The sequence below is a fragment of the Glutamicibacter endophyticus genome (genome assembly GCF_048457885.1).
GTDB classification, from domain to species: domain Bacteria; phylum Actinomycetota; class Actinomycetes; order Actinomycetales; family Micrococcaceae; genus Glutamicibacter; species Glutamicibacter endophyticus.
In genome coordinates, this window is record NZ_CP174200.1 from 3350098 (window position 1) to 3365519 (window position 15422).

The 15422-nt window shown below is 64.3% G+C and carries 17 protein-coding genes; 7 read left to right on the top strand and 10 right to left on the bottom strand.

Annotated features, from left to right (window positions below; genetic code table 11):
• Positions 1–21 precede the first annotated feature (21 nt).
• The 3 genes from ACJD00_RS15580 to ACJD00_RS15590 are packed head-to-tail and all read left to right on the top strand — an operon-like array spanning position 22 to position 2799.
• Positions 22–1002, top strand: coding sequence for an ABC transporter permease (locus ACJD00_RS15580; protein ID WP_418907805.1), 981 nt, complete (start codon positions 22–24; stop codon positions 1000–1002).
• Complete coding sequence (locus tag ACJD00_RS15585) at positions 995–2047, top strand: iron chelate uptake ABC transporter family permease subunit (protein WP_418907806.1); 1053 nt, start codon at positions 995–997, stop codon at positions 2045–2047. The genes ACJD00_RS15580 and ACJD00_RS15585 overlap by 8 nt, the downstream gene beginning before the upstream one ends.
• Positions 2044–2799, top strand: coding sequence for an ABC transporter ATP-binding protein (locus ACJD00_RS15590; protein ID WP_418907807.1), 756 nt, complete (start codon positions 2044–2046; stop codon positions 2797–2799). Before ACJD00_RS15585 ends, ACJD00_RS15590 begins: the two co-directional genes overlap by 4 nt.
• On the opposite strand, the gene ACJD00_RS15595 is transcribed toward ACJD00_RS15590, so the two are convergent.
• Positions 2796–3263, bottom strand: coding sequence for a hypothetical protein (locus ACJD00_RS15595; RefSeq protein ID WP_418907808.1), 468 nt, complete (start codon positions 3261–3263; stop codon positions 2796–2798). The genes ACJD00_RS15590 and ACJD00_RS15595 overlap by 4 nt on opposite strands.
• Positions 3260–3772, bottom strand: coding sequence for a DM13 domain-containing protein (locus ACJD00_RS15600; protein WP_418907809.1), 513 nt, complete (start codon positions 3770–3772; stop codon positions 3260–3262). Before ACJD00_RS15600 ends, ACJD00_RS15595 begins: the two co-directional genes overlap by 4 nt.
• 156 nt (positions 3773–3928) lie before the next feature.
• Here ACJD00_RS15600 and ACJD00_RS15605 point away from each other — a divergent pair, with 156 nt between their 5' ends.
• Positions 3929–4630, top strand: a complete 702-nt coding sequence (locus tag ACJD00_RS15605; protein ID WP_418907810.1) for a response regulator transcription factor — start codon at positions 3929–3931, stop codon at positions 4628–4630.
• Positions 4627–5784: a sensor histidine kinase gene (locus ACJD00_RS15610; protein ID WP_418907811.1), complete on the top strand. Its 1158-nt coding sequence runs from the start codon at positions 4627–4629 to the stop codon at positions 5782–5784. The genes ACJD00_RS15605 and ACJD00_RS15610 overlap by 4 nt, the downstream gene beginning before the upstream one ends.
• A gap of 26 nt (positions 5785–5810) precedes the next feature.
• Here ACJD00_RS15610 and ACJD00_RS15615 read toward each other — a convergent pair whose 3' ends face one another.
• Together ACJD00_RS15615 and ACJD00_RS15620 are read right to left on the bottom strand one after the other, a co-directional pair.
• Complete coding sequence (locus ACJD00_RS15615) at positions 5811–6605, bottom strand: hypothetical protein (RefSeq protein ID WP_418907812.1); 795 nt, start codon at positions 6603–6605, stop codon at positions 5811–5813.
• A gap of 10 nt (positions 6606–6615) precedes the next feature.
• Positions 6616–7845, bottom strand: coding sequence for an MFS transporter (locus ACJD00_RS15620; protein WP_418907813.1), 1230 nt, complete (start codon positions 7843–7845; stop codon positions 6616–6618).
• Positions 7846–7911: 66 nt separating this feature from the next.
• Between ACJD00_RS15620 and ACJD00_RS15625 the strand changes: the two genes are divergently transcribed.
• Positions 7912–9339 carry a phytoene desaturase family protein gene (locus tag ACJD00_RS15625; protein WP_418907814.1) on the top strand — a complete coding sequence of 476 codons (1428 nt, stop codon included), beginning with the start codon at positions 7912–7914 and terminating at the stop codon, positions 9337–9339.
• Between the two features lie 114 nt (positions 9340–9453).
• Here the strand turns inward: ACJD00_RS15625 and ACJD00_RS15630 are convergent, their stop codons facing one another.
• Both ACJD00_RS15630 and ACJD00_RS15635 read right to left on the bottom strand, forming a co-directional pair.
• Entirely contained in the window at positions 9454–9783 is a 330-nt protein-coding gene (locus ACJD00_RS15630) for a nuclear transport factor 2 family protein (RefSeq protein WP_418907815.1), read from the bottom strand.
• 18 nt (positions 9784–9801) lie between these two features.
• Positions 9802–10557: an SDR family oxidoreductase gene (locus tag ACJD00_RS15635; protein ID WP_418907816.1), complete on the bottom strand. Its 756-nt coding sequence runs from the start codon at positions 10555–10557 to the stop codon at positions 9802–9804.
• Positions 10558–10625: 68 nt separating this feature from the next.
• Between ACJD00_RS15635 and ACJD00_RS15640 the strand changes: the two genes are divergently transcribed.
• A complete protein-coding gene (locus ACJD00_RS15640; RefSeq protein ID WP_418907817.1) occupies positions 10626–11321 on the top strand; it encodes a TetR/AcrR family transcriptional regulator in 696 nt (231 codons plus the stop codon).
• A gap of 58 nt (positions 11322–11379) precedes the next feature.
• On the opposite strand, the gene ACJD00_RS15645 is transcribed toward ACJD00_RS15640, so the two are convergent.
• The 4 genes from ACJD00_RS15645 to ACJD00_RS15660 all read right to left on the bottom strand — a co-directional run bounded on the left by ACJD00_RS15645 (position 11380) and on the right by ACJD00_RS15660 (position 15309).
• Positions 11380–12288, bottom strand: a complete 909-nt coding sequence (locus ACJD00_RS15645) for a dihydrodipicolinate synthase family protein (protein WP_418907818.1) — start codon at positions 12286–12288, stop codon at positions 11380–11382.
• A gap of 83 nt (positions 12289–12371) precedes the next feature.
• Positions 12372–13349, bottom strand: coding sequence for an ArsA family ATPase (locus tag ACJD00_RS15650; RefSeq protein WP_418907819.1), 978 nt, complete (start codon positions 13347–13349; stop codon positions 12372–12374).
• Positions 13340–13606, bottom strand: a complete 267-nt coding sequence (locus tag ACJD00_RS15655) for a cory-CC-star protein (protein ID WP_418907820.1) — start codon at positions 13604–13606, stop codon at positions 13340–13342. The genes ACJD00_RS15650 and ACJD00_RS15655 overlap by 10 nt, the downstream gene beginning before the upstream one ends.
• On the bottom strand, positions 13603–15309 hold the full coding sequence (locus ACJD00_RS15660) for a carbon starvation protein A (RefSeq protein ID WP_418907821.1): 1707 nt from the start codon (positions 15307–15309) through the stop codon (positions 13603–13605). Before ACJD00_RS15660 ends, ACJD00_RS15655 begins: the two co-directional genes overlap by 4 nt.
• Between the last annotated feature and the right edge of the window lie 113 nt (positions 15310–15422).

Here is a 15422-nt window from a genome sequence, read left to right on the forward strand (position 1 = left end):
ACTTCATTTCACGGCGGCACCATGACACGCATTCCAACGGAGGCCAAGCCCAAGGGCCGGCTCTTCGAACCCAAGCTCCTGCTGGGCATTCTGGGGGTAGCCGCCCTGCTGGCGCTCTCCCTGTTCACCGGGGTCTACGACATTTTTGGCGCCGCGGACGGTGCCGAAATGTTCGCCATCACCCGCATCCCGCGCACCATCGCACTCGTCCTGGCCGGGGCCGCCATGGCCATGAGCGGGCTGGTCATGCAGTTACTGACGCAGAACCGGTTCGTCGAGCCCACCACCACCGGCACCACCGAATGGGCCGGACTCGGCCTGCTTGCGGTGATGATCATCGCCCCCAGCGCCGGACTACTGACCAAGATGACCGTGGCCATCGCCTTCGCCTTCATCGGCACCATGGTCTTCTTCTTGTTCCTGCGCCGGGTCTCGCTCAAGGCGTCGCTGACCGTACCCATCGTGGGGATCATGCTCGGTGCTGTCGTCGGGGCCTTCTCCACCTTCCTCGCGTTAACCACCGATATGCTGCAGTCCCTGGGGATCTGGTTCGCCGGATCCTTCACCTCGGTCATTCGCGGACAGTACGAGGTGCTGTGGATCGTCGCGCTGGTGGGCCTGGCCGTGTTCTTTGTCGCCGACCGATTCACGGTCGCCGGCCTGGGTGAGGAAATCGCCACCAACGTGGGCCTGAACTACCGACGCGTCATGTTGCTCGGCACCGGGCTGATCGCCATCGCCACCGGTGTGGTCACCGTGGTGATTGGCAACCTGCCCTTCCTAGGGCTCATCGTGCCGAACATCGTCTCGATGGTGCGCGGCGATGACCTGCGCAGCAACCTGCCCTGGGTGTGTCTGCTGGGCATTGCGATCACCACCGTCTGCGACCTCGTGGGACGCACCATCATCCGGCCCTTCGAAGTTCCGGTCTCGCTCATCCTCGGGGTGGTCGGCGCCGCGGTGTTCATCATCCTCCTATTGAGGCAGCGTAAACATGGCTAATCTACTGACTCGCCCGCTGACCCCCGCGCCGAGCCCGCGGATTCACCGCGGCTCCGGGGCGCTGCCCCACGGGCGCACCCGCACCCGCTACTGGGTGGTGTTCGGCATCCTGTTGCTGCTCGCCGTGAGCTTCGGTTTCGGCCTCTTGGCGTGGGATAACCCGATGCCACTGGGCACCGAAGGCTTCTGGCTGATCGCCAATATGCGCGCCAATAGCCTGCTGACCATGGCAATTGTGGCCTTCTGCCAGGCCGTGGCGACGGTGAGTTTTCAGACGGTCACCAATAACCGCATCATCACCCCATCCATTATGGGCTTCGAATCCCTCTACATCGCAGTGCAGACCGGAGCGGTATTCTTCCTCGGCGCCGCTGGCGTCAGCGCGGTGCAGGGACTCTGGCAGTTCTCGGCCCAGGTGGCCATCATGGTGCTACTTGCCTGCCTGCTCTACGGCTGGCTGCTCTCCGGCAAGCTGGGAAACATTCAGATCATGTTGCTCATCGGCATCATCCTCGGCGCCGGACTCGGGTCCATCTCGACCTTCATGCAACGGCTCTTAACCCCCAGCGAATTCGACATTCTCACCGCGCGACTCTTCGGCTCCATGTCCAACGCCGATATGAGCTACATGCCGGTGGCGATTCCACTGGTGGTGCTCGCCGGCACGGCACTGATCACTAGCTCCAAGCGGCTGAACGTCGTTGCACTGGGACGCGACACCACCATGAACCTGGGCATTAACCACCGCAGCGAGGTGATGCGCACGCTGTTCTTCGTCTCGATCCTGATGGCCGTGTCCACCGCGCTGGTCGGGCCGATGACCTTCCTCGGTTTCTTGGTGGCCACCTTGGCCTACCAGCTGGCCGATACCTACGATCACCGCTACATCTTCCCGGTCGCCTTCCTGACCGGGTTCGTGGTGCTCGCCGGGGCCTACTTCGTCATGAAGAACATCTTCTACGCCCAGGGCGTGGTCGGCATCATCATCGAAGCGGTCGGTGGCATCACCTTCCTGATCTTTATCCTCCGAAAGGGACGCCTGTGATTACCCTCAACGCAGTCCACAAAAGCTACAGCTCCGAGGTGTCCATCGGCCCGGTCACCCTGCAGATCCCCACCGGTGGCATCACCGCGCTGGTAGGCCCAAATGGGGCGGGCAAATCCACCATGCTCACCATGGTCGGGCGGTTGCTGGGCATCGACGCCGGCAGCATCGAGGTTGCCGGCTACGACGTGTCCTCCACCTCCTCGAAGGACCTGGCGAAAATCGTCTCGATTCTGCGCCAGGAAAACCACTTCGTCACCCGGCTCACGGTGCGCCAACTCGTCGGCTTCGGCCGGTTCCCCTACTCCAAGGGGCGACTGACCACCGCCGACGAGGAGATCATCTCGCGGTCCATCGACTTCCTCGACCTCGGCGCACTCGAACACCGCTATCTGGACCAACTCTCCGGCGGGCAACGCCAACGCGCCTATGTGGCCATGGTGCTGGCCCAAGACACCGAACACGTGCTGCTCGACGAGCCGCTGAACAACTTGGACATGAAGCATTCGGTGCTGATGATGCAGCATCTGAAGCGTGCAGCCACCGAGTTGGGACGCACCATCGTGATCGTGCTGCACGACATCAACTTCGCCGGTCACTACGCCGACTACATTTGCGCCATGAAGCACGGCCAGGTGGTGGAGTTCGGGTCTCCGGCGGACATCATGCGCGACGAAGTACTCACCGGTGTCTTCGACACCCCGGTGCGGGTGGTTGAGGGCCCGGCCGGACCGCTGGCGGTCTACTACTAGCCGACCTCCGGGGCGCGCCGGCGGCGCAGCAGACCGTCAAGACCGATGCGGTCGGCGGCGTGTGGGAAAAGCAGCAAGAGCACACCCAGTGCCGCCATCAGCGGGTAACTGGCGGTGAGCTGGTCACTGGACCAGTACATCAGCAGCGTACCCAGCGCCCCGGCCAGCACCAGCACGGTCCCCAACCCCAGAATCAGCAGCACCCCGAGCCCGGCCTCAAGCCACGGAATCAGCACCCCGAACAGGCCCGCCAGCGGCTCGATCACTTCGGCGGCGAACCACTTCATCGGCGCCGGGGTGCGGCTATTACCGGTCACCGAGTCGACCACCAACAACATATCGGCGGCACCGAACCCGGCGCGGAACTTAATCAGCGCCTCGGCGATCCACAAACCGCCCAGCACCACCCGGGCGATGGTCAGCGGCCACGCCGCCCATCGCGCGGCCGCCGACAGCCGACTCATGACAAGCTCGCCGCCCCGTACACCGTCTTGGCCTTATCGCAGTGGATCACGACGGTGTTGTACATGCCGGCCTGCATCTCATCGAGCGCAAACTCCTGCATGGCCTGGTCATACTGCACCTTGCCGAGCTCCATCCCGGCTTCCACATCGGCTTCGGTGCTGCCATTGGTCAGGTAAACGTGCAGATCCGGGGCCTCATCCGAGGCAAAGTCTTTCAAGATCAATTTCGAACCGCTCAGTTCCACGGTGCCGGTGACCATCTTGCCGCCAACTCCCTCAAACATGCCGGTTGAGGCCATCGGCTCCATCGAGTCCATCGATTCAGTTGGCGACATTGAATCCATCGGTTCCATGGAATCCATCGACTCGCTTGGCGCCATCGAATCCATCGATTCGCTCGGGGCCATGGATTCGCTAGGCGCACTGCCGGAATCCGCCCCACAGGCGGCCAGACTCAACGATAGGGTCAGCCCGGCGCCCAATGCCAAGGCCTTCGTAAGGGTACGCATGATGTGCTCCTCGTAATGTGCTGTAGCTCTCCGACGGCAGGGTGCCGCCGGGCATACTTCGACGGTAATGAGCGCCGGCGCCCGGCGGAGCGAAGATTTCAAGACCGTAAGATCTGCCGGCCACCGCATCTGCACTGGCCGCAGTAGGCTGAAAATATGCAACAGCGAGCCCGCGTCACCATCGTCGAAGACGACCCCACCGTGCTGAAGGTCGTCGGCGATTACCTGCGGGCCCAAGACTTCGAAGTGCAACAGTGCGCCGACGGAATCGCCGGTCGTGAGCTACTGTCCAAGGACCTACCCGACGTGTTGATTCTGGACCGGATGCTCCCCGGGCTCAGCGGCGACGAGCTCTGCGGCTTTGTGCGGAAGCGCGCACCGCAACTACCGATCATCATGCTCACCGCCCTGGGGTCGGTGGACGAACGCATCGACGGGCTCGAGCGCGGGGCCGATGATTACCTTCCCAAACCCTTCGCCCTGCGCGAGCTAAAGTTGCGTATCGACGCGCTGGTACGCCGGGCCCGTGGGCCGCAACCCACCGCAACCCCCTTCAGCTTGGGCGCCTTCACGATCGACCCGGCCCGCCGCATCATCTGGCAGGATGGTCGACAGATCGAACTAACCACCCGCGAATACGAGCTTTTCCTCTTTCTGCTGCGCAACCCGGACCGGGTACTCACCCGTGAAGACATCCTGCGCGAAGTATGGGGCTGGTCTTTCGGCGAAGCCTCCACGGTCACCGTGCACGTGCGGCGACTGCGCGAGAAAATTGAGGCCGAACCCCATTTTCCACGCTACCTGCGCACCGAATGGGGCGTGGGCTACCGTTTCACCGTCGACGGGAACACACCATGATGCTCAGCGGCACGGACCTGTGGATTATCCTCGGCACCTCGGCCGGATGCACCCTGCTGATCATGCTGCTCACCGCCGGGCTGCTGCGGCTGGCCGCGGCGCGCACCATTGTCGTGCAGTGGCTGATCTTGGTCGCCGGGGCCATTCTCTCCATCGTCGCCGCCACCGTGGCCATTGCCGCCGAAATGTACTTCTCCGGCCACGACCTTCAGGTTTTGCTGGCCGTGATCGGTATTTCGGCGCCCCTGTCCTTGGGCGCGGCCATCATCACCGGCCGGTTGGCTAGCAGTTCGTTGCGCGAAATGCGCGCCTCCGCCCAGCGGATCGGTGCCGGAGACGTGGTCACCGCCCGCCCCGCCGGGTCCAAAGAATTGACCGAACTCTCCGAACAGTTGGCCGACACCTCCGCACAGCTCGCCGGGGCACGCGCGCAACTCGAACAACTCGACGCCGCCCGCCGACAGTTTTTCGCCTGGATTTCGCACGACCTGCGTACCCCGCTGACCGGGGCCCGGATGCTGTGCGAAGCGCTGGAAGAAGACCTCGTCGACGACCAACCGCAGGCCCTGCGCAGCATCCGGTTCAAGGTCGACACCATGTCGCGACTGGTCGACGATCTCTTTGAGCTCTCCCGGTTGCAAAGCGGAGCCCTGCGCTTGCACCGCGAGCATGTGGCACTGATCGATGTGGTTTCCGAGGCTGCGGCCAATGTGGCCCGGCAGGCCGAGGCGCGCGACGTACGCATCGAACACCGCCGGCTCGAGGACAAGCTACTCTGGGCGGACCCGCATGAGTTGTCCCGGGTGATGACCAACCTGCTGGGTAATAGCGTGCGCCACGCCCCGGCGGGCACGGCGGTGGTGGTCTCGGCTGAACGCAATAGCACCGGACACCTGCTGGTCACCGTGCTCGATCAGGGACCGGGAGTGGACACCGAGGATCTAGGGCATATGTTCGAGGTCGGTTGGCGGGCCGGCAACGCCCGCACCCCGGGACCCGATGAGCACGACGCGCCGGCGCCGGGCACCGGGGCCGGACTAGGGTTGGCCATTGTGCGCGGCATCGTAGAGGCCCACGGCGGCACCGTGGCCGCAGCCCGTGGGGACGCCGGCTTCGAAATGAACATCAGCCTGCCGGCGGATAACCCGCACTAAGCGTGCGCCTCCGCGCCACAGGACCTTCACTCCCACAGCGCATGCGGGAACTCCGCTTCGATCTCGGCGGTAGCAGCCGAATGAAACATGGGGTCGTAGTCCGAGGGCTCGCACAACTCCACGAGGACAATGCTGGCCAGTTCCTCAATCAGAGATTGTTCGTCGGCCACCCGCGATTCCGGTAGCCCACCGAGGAAGCAGGCAACCACACGACCGAACGGCTCACGGTAAATCAGTACCTGGCGTCCATCGAGCGCATCACGAAGGGCCACAAAACCCGCTTGCTGCAGGTGACCCGGTGACACCCGAGCGAATGCCTCGCGCAGGTGCTCTTCACTCACGCGAGGTGCGCGGTAGGCCACCGCCGGCACGGACGGAGGGGCCTCGGAACCGCCGGAAGCCTCGTACCGCGCCACCGATGGCTCCCCAGTGGCACACCCGAAACTCTCCAGCTCATCGCGCGCAATGACGCTGCCAATTCCCAAGGGTTCATAGGAGCCGTGATAGCAGAATGTTCCGGCGTCGTCAGGCGGGTCCTGTCGCGTCGGGTCGGCCCCAGCCAGGCGCACCAATGAGACCGACGTTGAGCCCGCTTCGTTGCCTGCTGCCTCGGCCACCACGACGAACACTTCGTACTCCCCTCCTGCCGCGCGCAGTCGGGCCCACTGCAACACCTCAGCAACGTCGGAGGCTTCCCGGATCTGAAAGGTCTGCAGATTCCATGCACCAGTTTCCGGGTCGGCGTTCCACAGGTGAACCCGATAGGTCGGGTCGTTGGCCACCTCGGAGGGCGCGCACCGTTCGGTGACTCGAATAAACATGCCGCTCAGCTTACTCCGCCACCGGACGCGGCTTGCCATGAACGCGTCGCGGTAGAACCGGGGAACACAGCAACAACACCAGCCCCACCAACGGCACGACCAGCAGCGCCACCCGCAAACCCCAGGATTCGGCAACCAGACCCACCAGCGGCGGGGCGCCCAGGAAGCCCAGACGCATCAACCACGAGACCACGTTCAGGCCCGTGCCCGGCTTGAGCCCGGGCATCGTATCGGCCTGTGCCATCGCTGCCGGCACAGTGGTGGCCACCCCGAACCCGGCAGCCGCAAAACCCAGGATGCTCCCGGCGATACTGGGCCAGGCCAGTGCCGTACCCATGCCCAAAACCACCAGCAGGGCACCGAATTGCACCACGGTGCGCTGACCCCAACGATTAACCATCCCATCTCCAAGTAGCCGCCCCACGAACTGGGCGCCCACTAGGGCAATGAACCCGCTGGCCGCGACCGGACCCGGGGCATCCAACGACTGCCCCAGATACAGTGCCGCCCACGAATTTCCGGCGTCTTCCACGACGATCCCGGAGACCGCGATGAGCACCAGTGCGGCCATCACCAGCACGAGTCGAGAATGCCGTGGCGCCGCAGCGACATCACCGGGCTGCTGCGATTCCGTCTGTTCGGGCACGCCGCGGGTGACCGCCACCGGTAAGCAAAAACGCCAGGCCGTCAACGACACCACCGAAAAGAGCAACGCCGAAATCCCCAGGTGTAGCCCCAGCGGCAGCCGCAATGCCAACGCGCCGGCCGCCATCAGGCCGCCGAGCACCGCACCGACCGACCAGAGGGCGTGGAAGGAGTTCAAAATCGATCGCCCGTAGCGCCGTTGCACCGCCAACCCATGGGAGTTCTGCCCTACGTCGGTGATCGCGTCCATGGCCCCGCCGCAGAGCAGGGCCAGCGCCACCAGGCTCACCCCGGGCGCGGTGCCGGCGGCCAGCACGGACAACGCGGTGAGCAAGGTGCCGATCACCGCCACGGGTGCCGACCCCCAGCGTCGAATGAGCGCCGCCGCGGCCAGCCCCGCCAAGATCGCACCCAAGGGCCACGCCATGACGAGCAGACCATAGCTGGCCTCACCGAGGCCCAGCGAAGCCTTCAATTCCGGTAACCGCGGCACGAGGTTCGCGAAAATCGCCCCGTTGGTTAAAAACAGGGCGGAAACGGCCGCACGGGCACGGCGCAGCTCCCGGTCAGGCTGGGAAAGTATGGTGTAACTCACCGCACCAGTTTATTGATCGATCCGCGTTAGACTCGGAGAAACTCGCACTATTCTTTAGGAGCGTCCGTGCCCAGTGCCCTCATCGTCGGTAGCGGCCCGAACGGTCTGGCGGCCGCTCTCACCCTGGCCTCCGCCGGTCTCGAGGTAACCGTCCTCGAGGCCGCCGACACCCCCGGTGGCGGGATTCGCTCCGTGGAAGCCACGGTGCCCGGGCTGCTACACGACCACTGCGCCGGTTTCCACCCTTTCTTGGACAACTCCGCCTTCACGCGCGCCTTTGACCTTGCCTCGGCCGGGGTCAATCTGGCCCAGCCTCCGGTGCAGTATGCGCATCCCTTGGAGGACGGTGGCGCCGCCGTCTACCGCTCGCTCGCCGAAACCGCCGCCGGGCTCGGCGCCGATGGCGATAACTACCGGCGCCTGTTCGAACCCTTGGTGCGGCAGTTCGCCCCCATGTCCGAGGAGTTCCTCCAGCCGCTGCTGCACCTGCCCCGCCACCCGCTGGCCTTGGCCGGGCTGGGTATGCGCGCGCTCTGGCCGGCGACGCTACTGGGGCGCCTCTTCCGCGACGAACCGGCGCGGGCCCTCTTTGCCGGCACCGCCGCGCACGCCTTCACGAAGCTTTCCACCCCGCTGAGTTCGGCCATCGGTGTCTCGCTCTCCGCGGCCGCCCATGCCAACGGGTGGCCGGTGGCCGTCGGTGGCTCGCACACCATCGCCGAAGCGCTGATTACCCTGCTGGAACGGCACGGCGGCCAGGTGGTGACCGGTCATGAGGTCACCGGCTTCGGTGAGCTCGAGCAGGCCGACGTCGTGCTCTTCGACACCGGGCCGCGCACGCTGGCTCGCATTGTCGGCGACCGCCTACCGGCGCGTAGCCGCTCCGCCTACGCGAACTTCCGGCACGGTGCCGGCGCCTTCCAACTGTCCCTCGCCGTCGAGGGCGGGTTGCCTTTCGCCTATGAGCCGGCGCGGCGCGCGGGCACCGTGCACCTCGGTGGCACGCTGGCAGAGGTCGCCGAGGTGGAGGCGCAGGTTGCCACGGGGCGCATGCCCGAGCGCCCCTTCGTCCTGGTCGGGCAGCAGTATCTGGCCGACCCGACGCGCCGCAAGGGCGAGCTGGTCCCCGTAGACTGCTACGCTCACGTGCCCGCCGGGTACACCGGGGATGCCAGCGCGGCAATCCTCGCGCAGCTCGAACGCTACGCCCCGGGCGCCCGCGAGCGCATCATTGAGATCACCGCCCGGCCGACCGGACGGATCGAAGCGCTCAACCCCAACTTTGTCGGGGGCGATATCGTCACCGGCCGCAAAAGCCCCCGCCAGCTCCTGCTCGGACCCCGCGTCAGCGCCAATCCCTACCGCACCGGAGCCGCGGGCATCTACCTTTGCTCGGCGGCCACCCCGCCCGGACCGGGCGCCCACGGGCTATGCGGCTACTACGCGGCACGCACCGCACTGGCCGACCTCGAACGATCCCCGGCGCACGGCTAGGCGTATCTGAAGCTTCTGACGCCACCCATGAAAATGCGTGCTGCGGGCGAACGGGCTGATGCTTCTGGGCCTTACGGCCAGCCCCCGAAGCATCAGCCCGTCACCCATTGGTGCTTAGCCTTCGCGGATGGTCATTTTGGTCAGCTTGTCACCGCTGGTCTCGAAGGTGAACTTTGACATGCCGTTGGCGTGGGTGGACTTCCAGTCGCCCCGCACAATGACGTGCCCGTCTTCTTCGTGAACGCTTTCTATGTCCAATGTGCCGCGGGCTCCGATGAATTCCTTGTCGCTCCAGGCCTTGATTTCCTTGGTGCCGGTGAAGACCCGTCCCCAATCATCTACTACCCCGTCCGCGGTGAAAGCGTTCAGGAAGCCTGATTCGTCGTGCCCATTCACTGCCTTCCAGAACGAAGCAACCGGCTCGGGTACAGAAGTATTGCTCATTGATCTGCTCCTTGTTCTCTAGCGGGTGGTATATCCGCCGTTGGCGAAGATGGTCTGGCCGGTGATCCACCAACCGTCGGTGGCCAAGAACGAAACGATCGGGGCAATGTCTTCGATCTGGGTCAGTTGGCCGCCCATTGCCTGGGACTTGTGGAACTGCACTCGCTCGGGGGTTTCCTGCCCATAGAAGAACGGGGTATCCATTGGGCCGGGCGCGATCGCGGTGACCGAAATGCCACGCTCGGCGAACTCCTTGGCTGCCGCGCGAGTGAAGTGCTCGACCGGGCTCTTGCCGCCGGCGTAGGTCGAGTAGCCGTCGGTGAAGGCACCTAGCAGCGAGGTCACAATCGTGATGATCTTTCCGTTGTCGTTCAAGTGCAGGCCAGCTTCCTTGATGAAGAAGTAGGCGGCCTTGCTGTTGACGTCGAACATCGAGTCGTATTCCTCTTCAGAGGTTTCAACGATCGGCTTACGCAGCACCTTACCGACGGTGTTGACGGCAACGTCGATCTTTCCGAGGGCGGCTTCGGCATCGGCGAAGAGTTGCTGCACAGCCTCAGGCTTGCTCAGGTCTCCGCTGAGGATCACCCCGCGAGCTCCCGCGGCTTCGACCGCTGCCAGCGTTTCCACGGCCTGCGGGTGGGTGGATTCCGATTTGTAGTGGATCGCGACGTTAGCGCCAGCCTCGGCTGCTTGTCGGCTGATCAATCCGCCGAGGTTCTTTGCTCCTGCCGCAACGAGGACGTTCTTGCCTTCCAGAGTATGTGTGCTCAACGCTTTCTCCTTCTCGCTATGACACTAATACAAGTTTATGTACCAGTGGTATGCGCTACTATAGCAGTATGACAGAAGAGCGTCGAGGCGATACACGATCTCGAATTTTGGAGGTCGCGGCACAGATGATTGCCGCAACGCCGGGCGAGGACGTGTCATTACGTGCCGTATGCGCAGAGGTCGGCGTCAAAATGCCTACTCTCTACCATTTCTTCGGGAGCAAACAAGGCCTTTTGGAAGCAGTGGTGGAACGCGGGTTCGATCTCTACTTGGCCGAAAAAGAGGCACACGAAAGCTCCGGCGACCCCATTCAGGATCTCCGCGATGGCTGGGATGCCCATGTCGCCTTTGGTGTGGAGAATCCGGGCTTTTATAGCTTGATGTACGGGAAGGTGCGCCCCGGGTACTCACCTGCCGCGCAGTCGCGGCCCAGCGAAATCCTTCGCGGGATCACCTCAAAGGCCGAAGCGCAGGGTCGCCTCGTGGTCTCCTCGGAGCACGCCGCCGCTCACGTGCTAGCGACGAATATTGGAGTGACCCTGCGGATGATCACCTTGGCCCAAGAGGACTGGGAGCTGTCCAATGCCGTGCGCGAAGGCGTCATCTCGGCCATTACGGGCACTTCTGTTGCGGATCCGCAACGCTCTGTCATCCATCAGGTGCTGGACTATGCCAACGCACGCCCGGACGTGCTTGGAACCGAGGAGACGGCGCTGCTTTCGGCGTGGCTACGCAGGCTCTCGAGCCCGCACAAGGGGCGTTAGGCATAAGGCATAGGTCCGCCATCGCTGGGAAAGGCGCACCCGGACATGCCGGCGCGCTCTAGCTTTCGGCCGAGATCTCATCCAGGGCCGCCACGGCGCGCTCCACCACCGGACGCAGATTGGATCCGGCGGGCCGAAGCGGCAGTGGCAAGTTGTACTGACTGGCCAACCGTCGATGATGGGCAATGGCGGCCACGGCTCGCACGCTGCTACCTGCCTGGGCATAGAGCTCCCACACCGGCTCCAGGCGGGCCGAAACATCGTGGATCAGGTCCTCGTTCCCGGAATTAACCACCTGAAGCAGTTTGAGTGCGGCCACCGGTTCGGTACCGGCCAGCACGGAATGCCATAGCTGACACCCGCCGACAAGACCGGTGGCGGCGTGGGGGTCGCCCGATATTCCCAGCGTGATCTCATCCCCCACGGCACCACGAATACCGGTGATGCGCGCGGTGACCTCGGATTGAGGTCCGGGTACCGGAGGGATCTTGATCCCTGCGATCCCGGGCAGCGAAGCCAATTCTGCATAGAGTGCGTCGGTGAATTGAAAATGTGTGATGCGCGGGTTGTCGTAGACGGCCACCGGTAGCCCGCAGAACCCGGCCACCGACCGGTAGAGCTCGATCACTTCATCCTCACGCAGCGGCTGATAGCTCATGGGGGCCACCAGCACCGAGATAGCCCCCGCCTCGACCGCCACCTGAGCGTGCTCGAGCACCTCACGCAGGCTTATCGCCGAGATACCGACCTGCAGACGCACTCCCGGGAGCTGCTCGGCGGCAAGCTGCACGACCCGCTGTCGTTGCGCCATCGAAAGATAGGCGTAACTGCCCGTCGATCCCAACACCGTGACCGAGTCGATCCCCGCCTCGCGCACCCGCTGCAGCAAGCCGCGGAACGCCGCCTCATCCACTTCGCGTCCGTCGGACATGGGAGTCAGCAGGTACGCACTAAGTTCTTTGCTCATGATCGACGTCCCCTCATGTCAGGCTCTGGTTAGTTGGCGCGCTCTTCTTGCGATCACTGTAGGGCATTAAAGTGCACTCTCGGTTATATTTCGCCGAAGAGCTCCTGAGCCAGTCGGCTTAAGGCTTGCTGGCCGAGAAGCTCGCCGGATAAGAGCGGCACCTCGGTGATCGGTATCTTTGGTAGTCGCCCGCGAAGCAGCGCCAATTGCCGGTCTTCGGCCTCGCGCCGGGCGGCCAAGAGTTCACCGGCATCCGCCGGTGAGCGCCGGTTGGCGATCAAGGCGGCAATGGGAATCGCTAATTCGCCAAGTCGTTCGGCAAGTTCAACGGATTCGGCGACCGGTAGCGGTTCAGCGGCCAACGCGATCACAAATCCGCATTCGTCTCGATTTGTGACCAGCCGATGAAGATTCGCGAAGCGTTCTCTGCGCTTGATCAGCACCCGGCGCAGTTGCGCATCGCGTCGATCGGGCCCATCCTCGGCCCCCGGAGTCAGGCCGCGCAACGCGGCGGAGAAGCGCTCGGAGCGGTCCCGGTTCGCCAAGAGCTGCTCGGTCCAGCCACCTAGTTGTTCGGGTAACGCCAGAAGCCGCAAGGTATGGCCGCTCGGAGCCGTATCAAAAATCGTCAGGTCGTACTCGTGGGCTCCGGCCTCGACCGCTTCGGCAATGCGTTCGAGCATGGCCGACTCGTGGGTGCCAGGTGCCTGCCGCGCCAGCCGCAAATGCCGTTCGGCGGCCGTATGCATCCGCTCCGGAAGCATCTTGCGCATGGTTTGGCCCACCGCGGCCAGGTGGCGGTCCACGGTGCGTTGCGGATCGATCTCCACGGCATGCACCGTGCCGCCGGACCCGGCCTCTGCCACGAGGGTCGCCTCATCGCCGAGCCGCGCCCGCCAGAGATGCCCGAGGTTATGGGCAGGGTCGGTCGAAACCACCAGCACCCGTCGTCCCCGCTGGGCTAGACCCAGCGCGGTGGCCGAGGCCAGCGAGGTCTTCCCGACGCCTCCCTTGCCACCAAAGAACAGGACCTTCTTGCCCTCGAACTGGCTCAACAACACGACATATGCTCCAACGGCGAGGTTTCCATGCCCATGCGCCGATGCCAGGCATGGAAGTCTTCGTAGAGCATCGGCATGAGTTCGGCGGTGTAGTAGGCCGCGGGATCGGGCACCCCAAGCGCCTCGGCCAGGACGACGAGGGTGAACAAGTCGTCCTCTTCGCGCCGGGCTCGAGCGAAGGTCTGCCGGTAGGGTCCGGCATAGAACTGCTCAAGCCCGGCCACGAAAGAGGCCCAGCGTTCCCGCATGGTGCTCATCGCTTGAGCAGGTCTCCCACCACGTCGGGCACGTCGGCATCGGGAGCCTCCGGCGGGTCGGTAAAGGCCTTACGCAGGGCGACGACGGCCTCGACGGAGACCCAGACGGCCGCAAGGATGATGATGATATCCAGCACGAGCAACAGCCAATTGCCGGTGTCGACGAAGGTGCCGATCTGCACGAAGGCCGCATAGAAGGACATCACGAACACGAACAGCAGCGGGATGATCGCCGGCCAGGGGTTGCGGCGCTTGCGCACCAGCATGACCGCCACGATCAGCAGGGTCAGCGAGGCCAGCAGCTGGTTTGTGGTTCCGAACAGCGGCCAGATGGTCAAGCCACCGCTGCCGTCCATGCCCTGGCTGAAGACCAACGCCATGGAGACCACGAGCACGATGATTGTGGCCGTGTACTTTCCGAGCTTGATCCGCGCCGCATCGCCGGCTTCCTGCACCACGAAGCGCATCAGGCGCACGCCGGTGTCCATAGTGGTCGCCGCGAAGAGCACCGCCATGGTGGCCAGTACGGTGGCCGATAGCGAGACCGGCAAGCCGAGGCCGGCGTTGACCAGGTGGCCGCCGCCGGCGACGAATGCGCCGACGCCGCCCTGCCCGAAGGCCGTGTAAATTTCTTCCCACTGCGCCAGGGTCTGGAAACCGGCGGTGGTAGCCAGGATGGCGCCGAGCGCCAGCATGCCTTCACCGACGGCACCGAAGTAGCCGATAAACCGAGCATCCGGCTCGGAGTCGATCTGCTTGGCACTGGTTCCCGAAGAAACCATGCCGTGGAAGCCCGAGATCGCGCCACAGGCAATGGTGACGAAGAGCAGCGGGACGATCCCCGGGGTGCCGTCCGGGACGTTCTCGTTGATCGCGGGGACCACAAGTTTCGGGGCGCTGACCAGTACGGCGATAAACAGGATGGCCAGTCCAATAAACAGCTGCACGCCATTGATGTAGTCGCGCGGCTGGAGCAGGACCCAGACCGGAAGCAGCGAGGCGATGCCCGCGTAGACGAAGAGGGTGACGATCCAGAAGGTCGCCGGGCTCATGCCGAGGATCGTTTCGGGCAGCACCACGGGTACCGCATCGCCGAGCACGATCAACGAGTAGAGGGCCACGACGCCGATGGCGGTAACCAGCAGCAGGTTCCAGCGCAGCTTGTATACGGCCACACCCACGAAGAGCGCCACGGCTACCGCGCCCCAGGCCGGGATGACGGCGGTCGGGGTGGAAATCAGCAGGTTCGTGATGACCACGGCGAAGGCCGCCACCACCATGAGCAACAGCAGGAAGATCACCACGAGGAAGAGGTTCGCCCCGCGCTTGCCGATGTAACGGCTGGACAGCGAGCCCATGGAGCGTCCCTTATTGCGCTCCGAGGCCCACAGGGCGCCGAGGTCGTGCATTCCGGCGAAGAATACGGTGCCGATGGTGACCCAGAGGAAGGCCGGGAGCCAACCCCAAATCACCGCCACGGCCGGGCCGACGATCGGCGCCGCGCCGGCCACGGAAGTGAAGTGGTGGCCCCACAGCACGAACTTGTTCGTCGGGACGTAGTCGATCCCGTCGTTCAGTTCATGGGATGGCGCGGTGAAACTCGGGTCGAGCTTGTATACCTTCTGGGCAAGGTACTTGGAATACAGCAGGTAACCTCCGGCAAACATCGCCAGACCAATCACCAGCAGAACGATCGCACTCATCGTTTGCCTTTCGTCGACTGCTAACAGGGCTGGAACCCGCTGCCGTCTCACACATCACAGCTGGCTCCCAGAAAGCAGTCTACGTGAGCCGCACCACCTTGCGACCTCCGCAT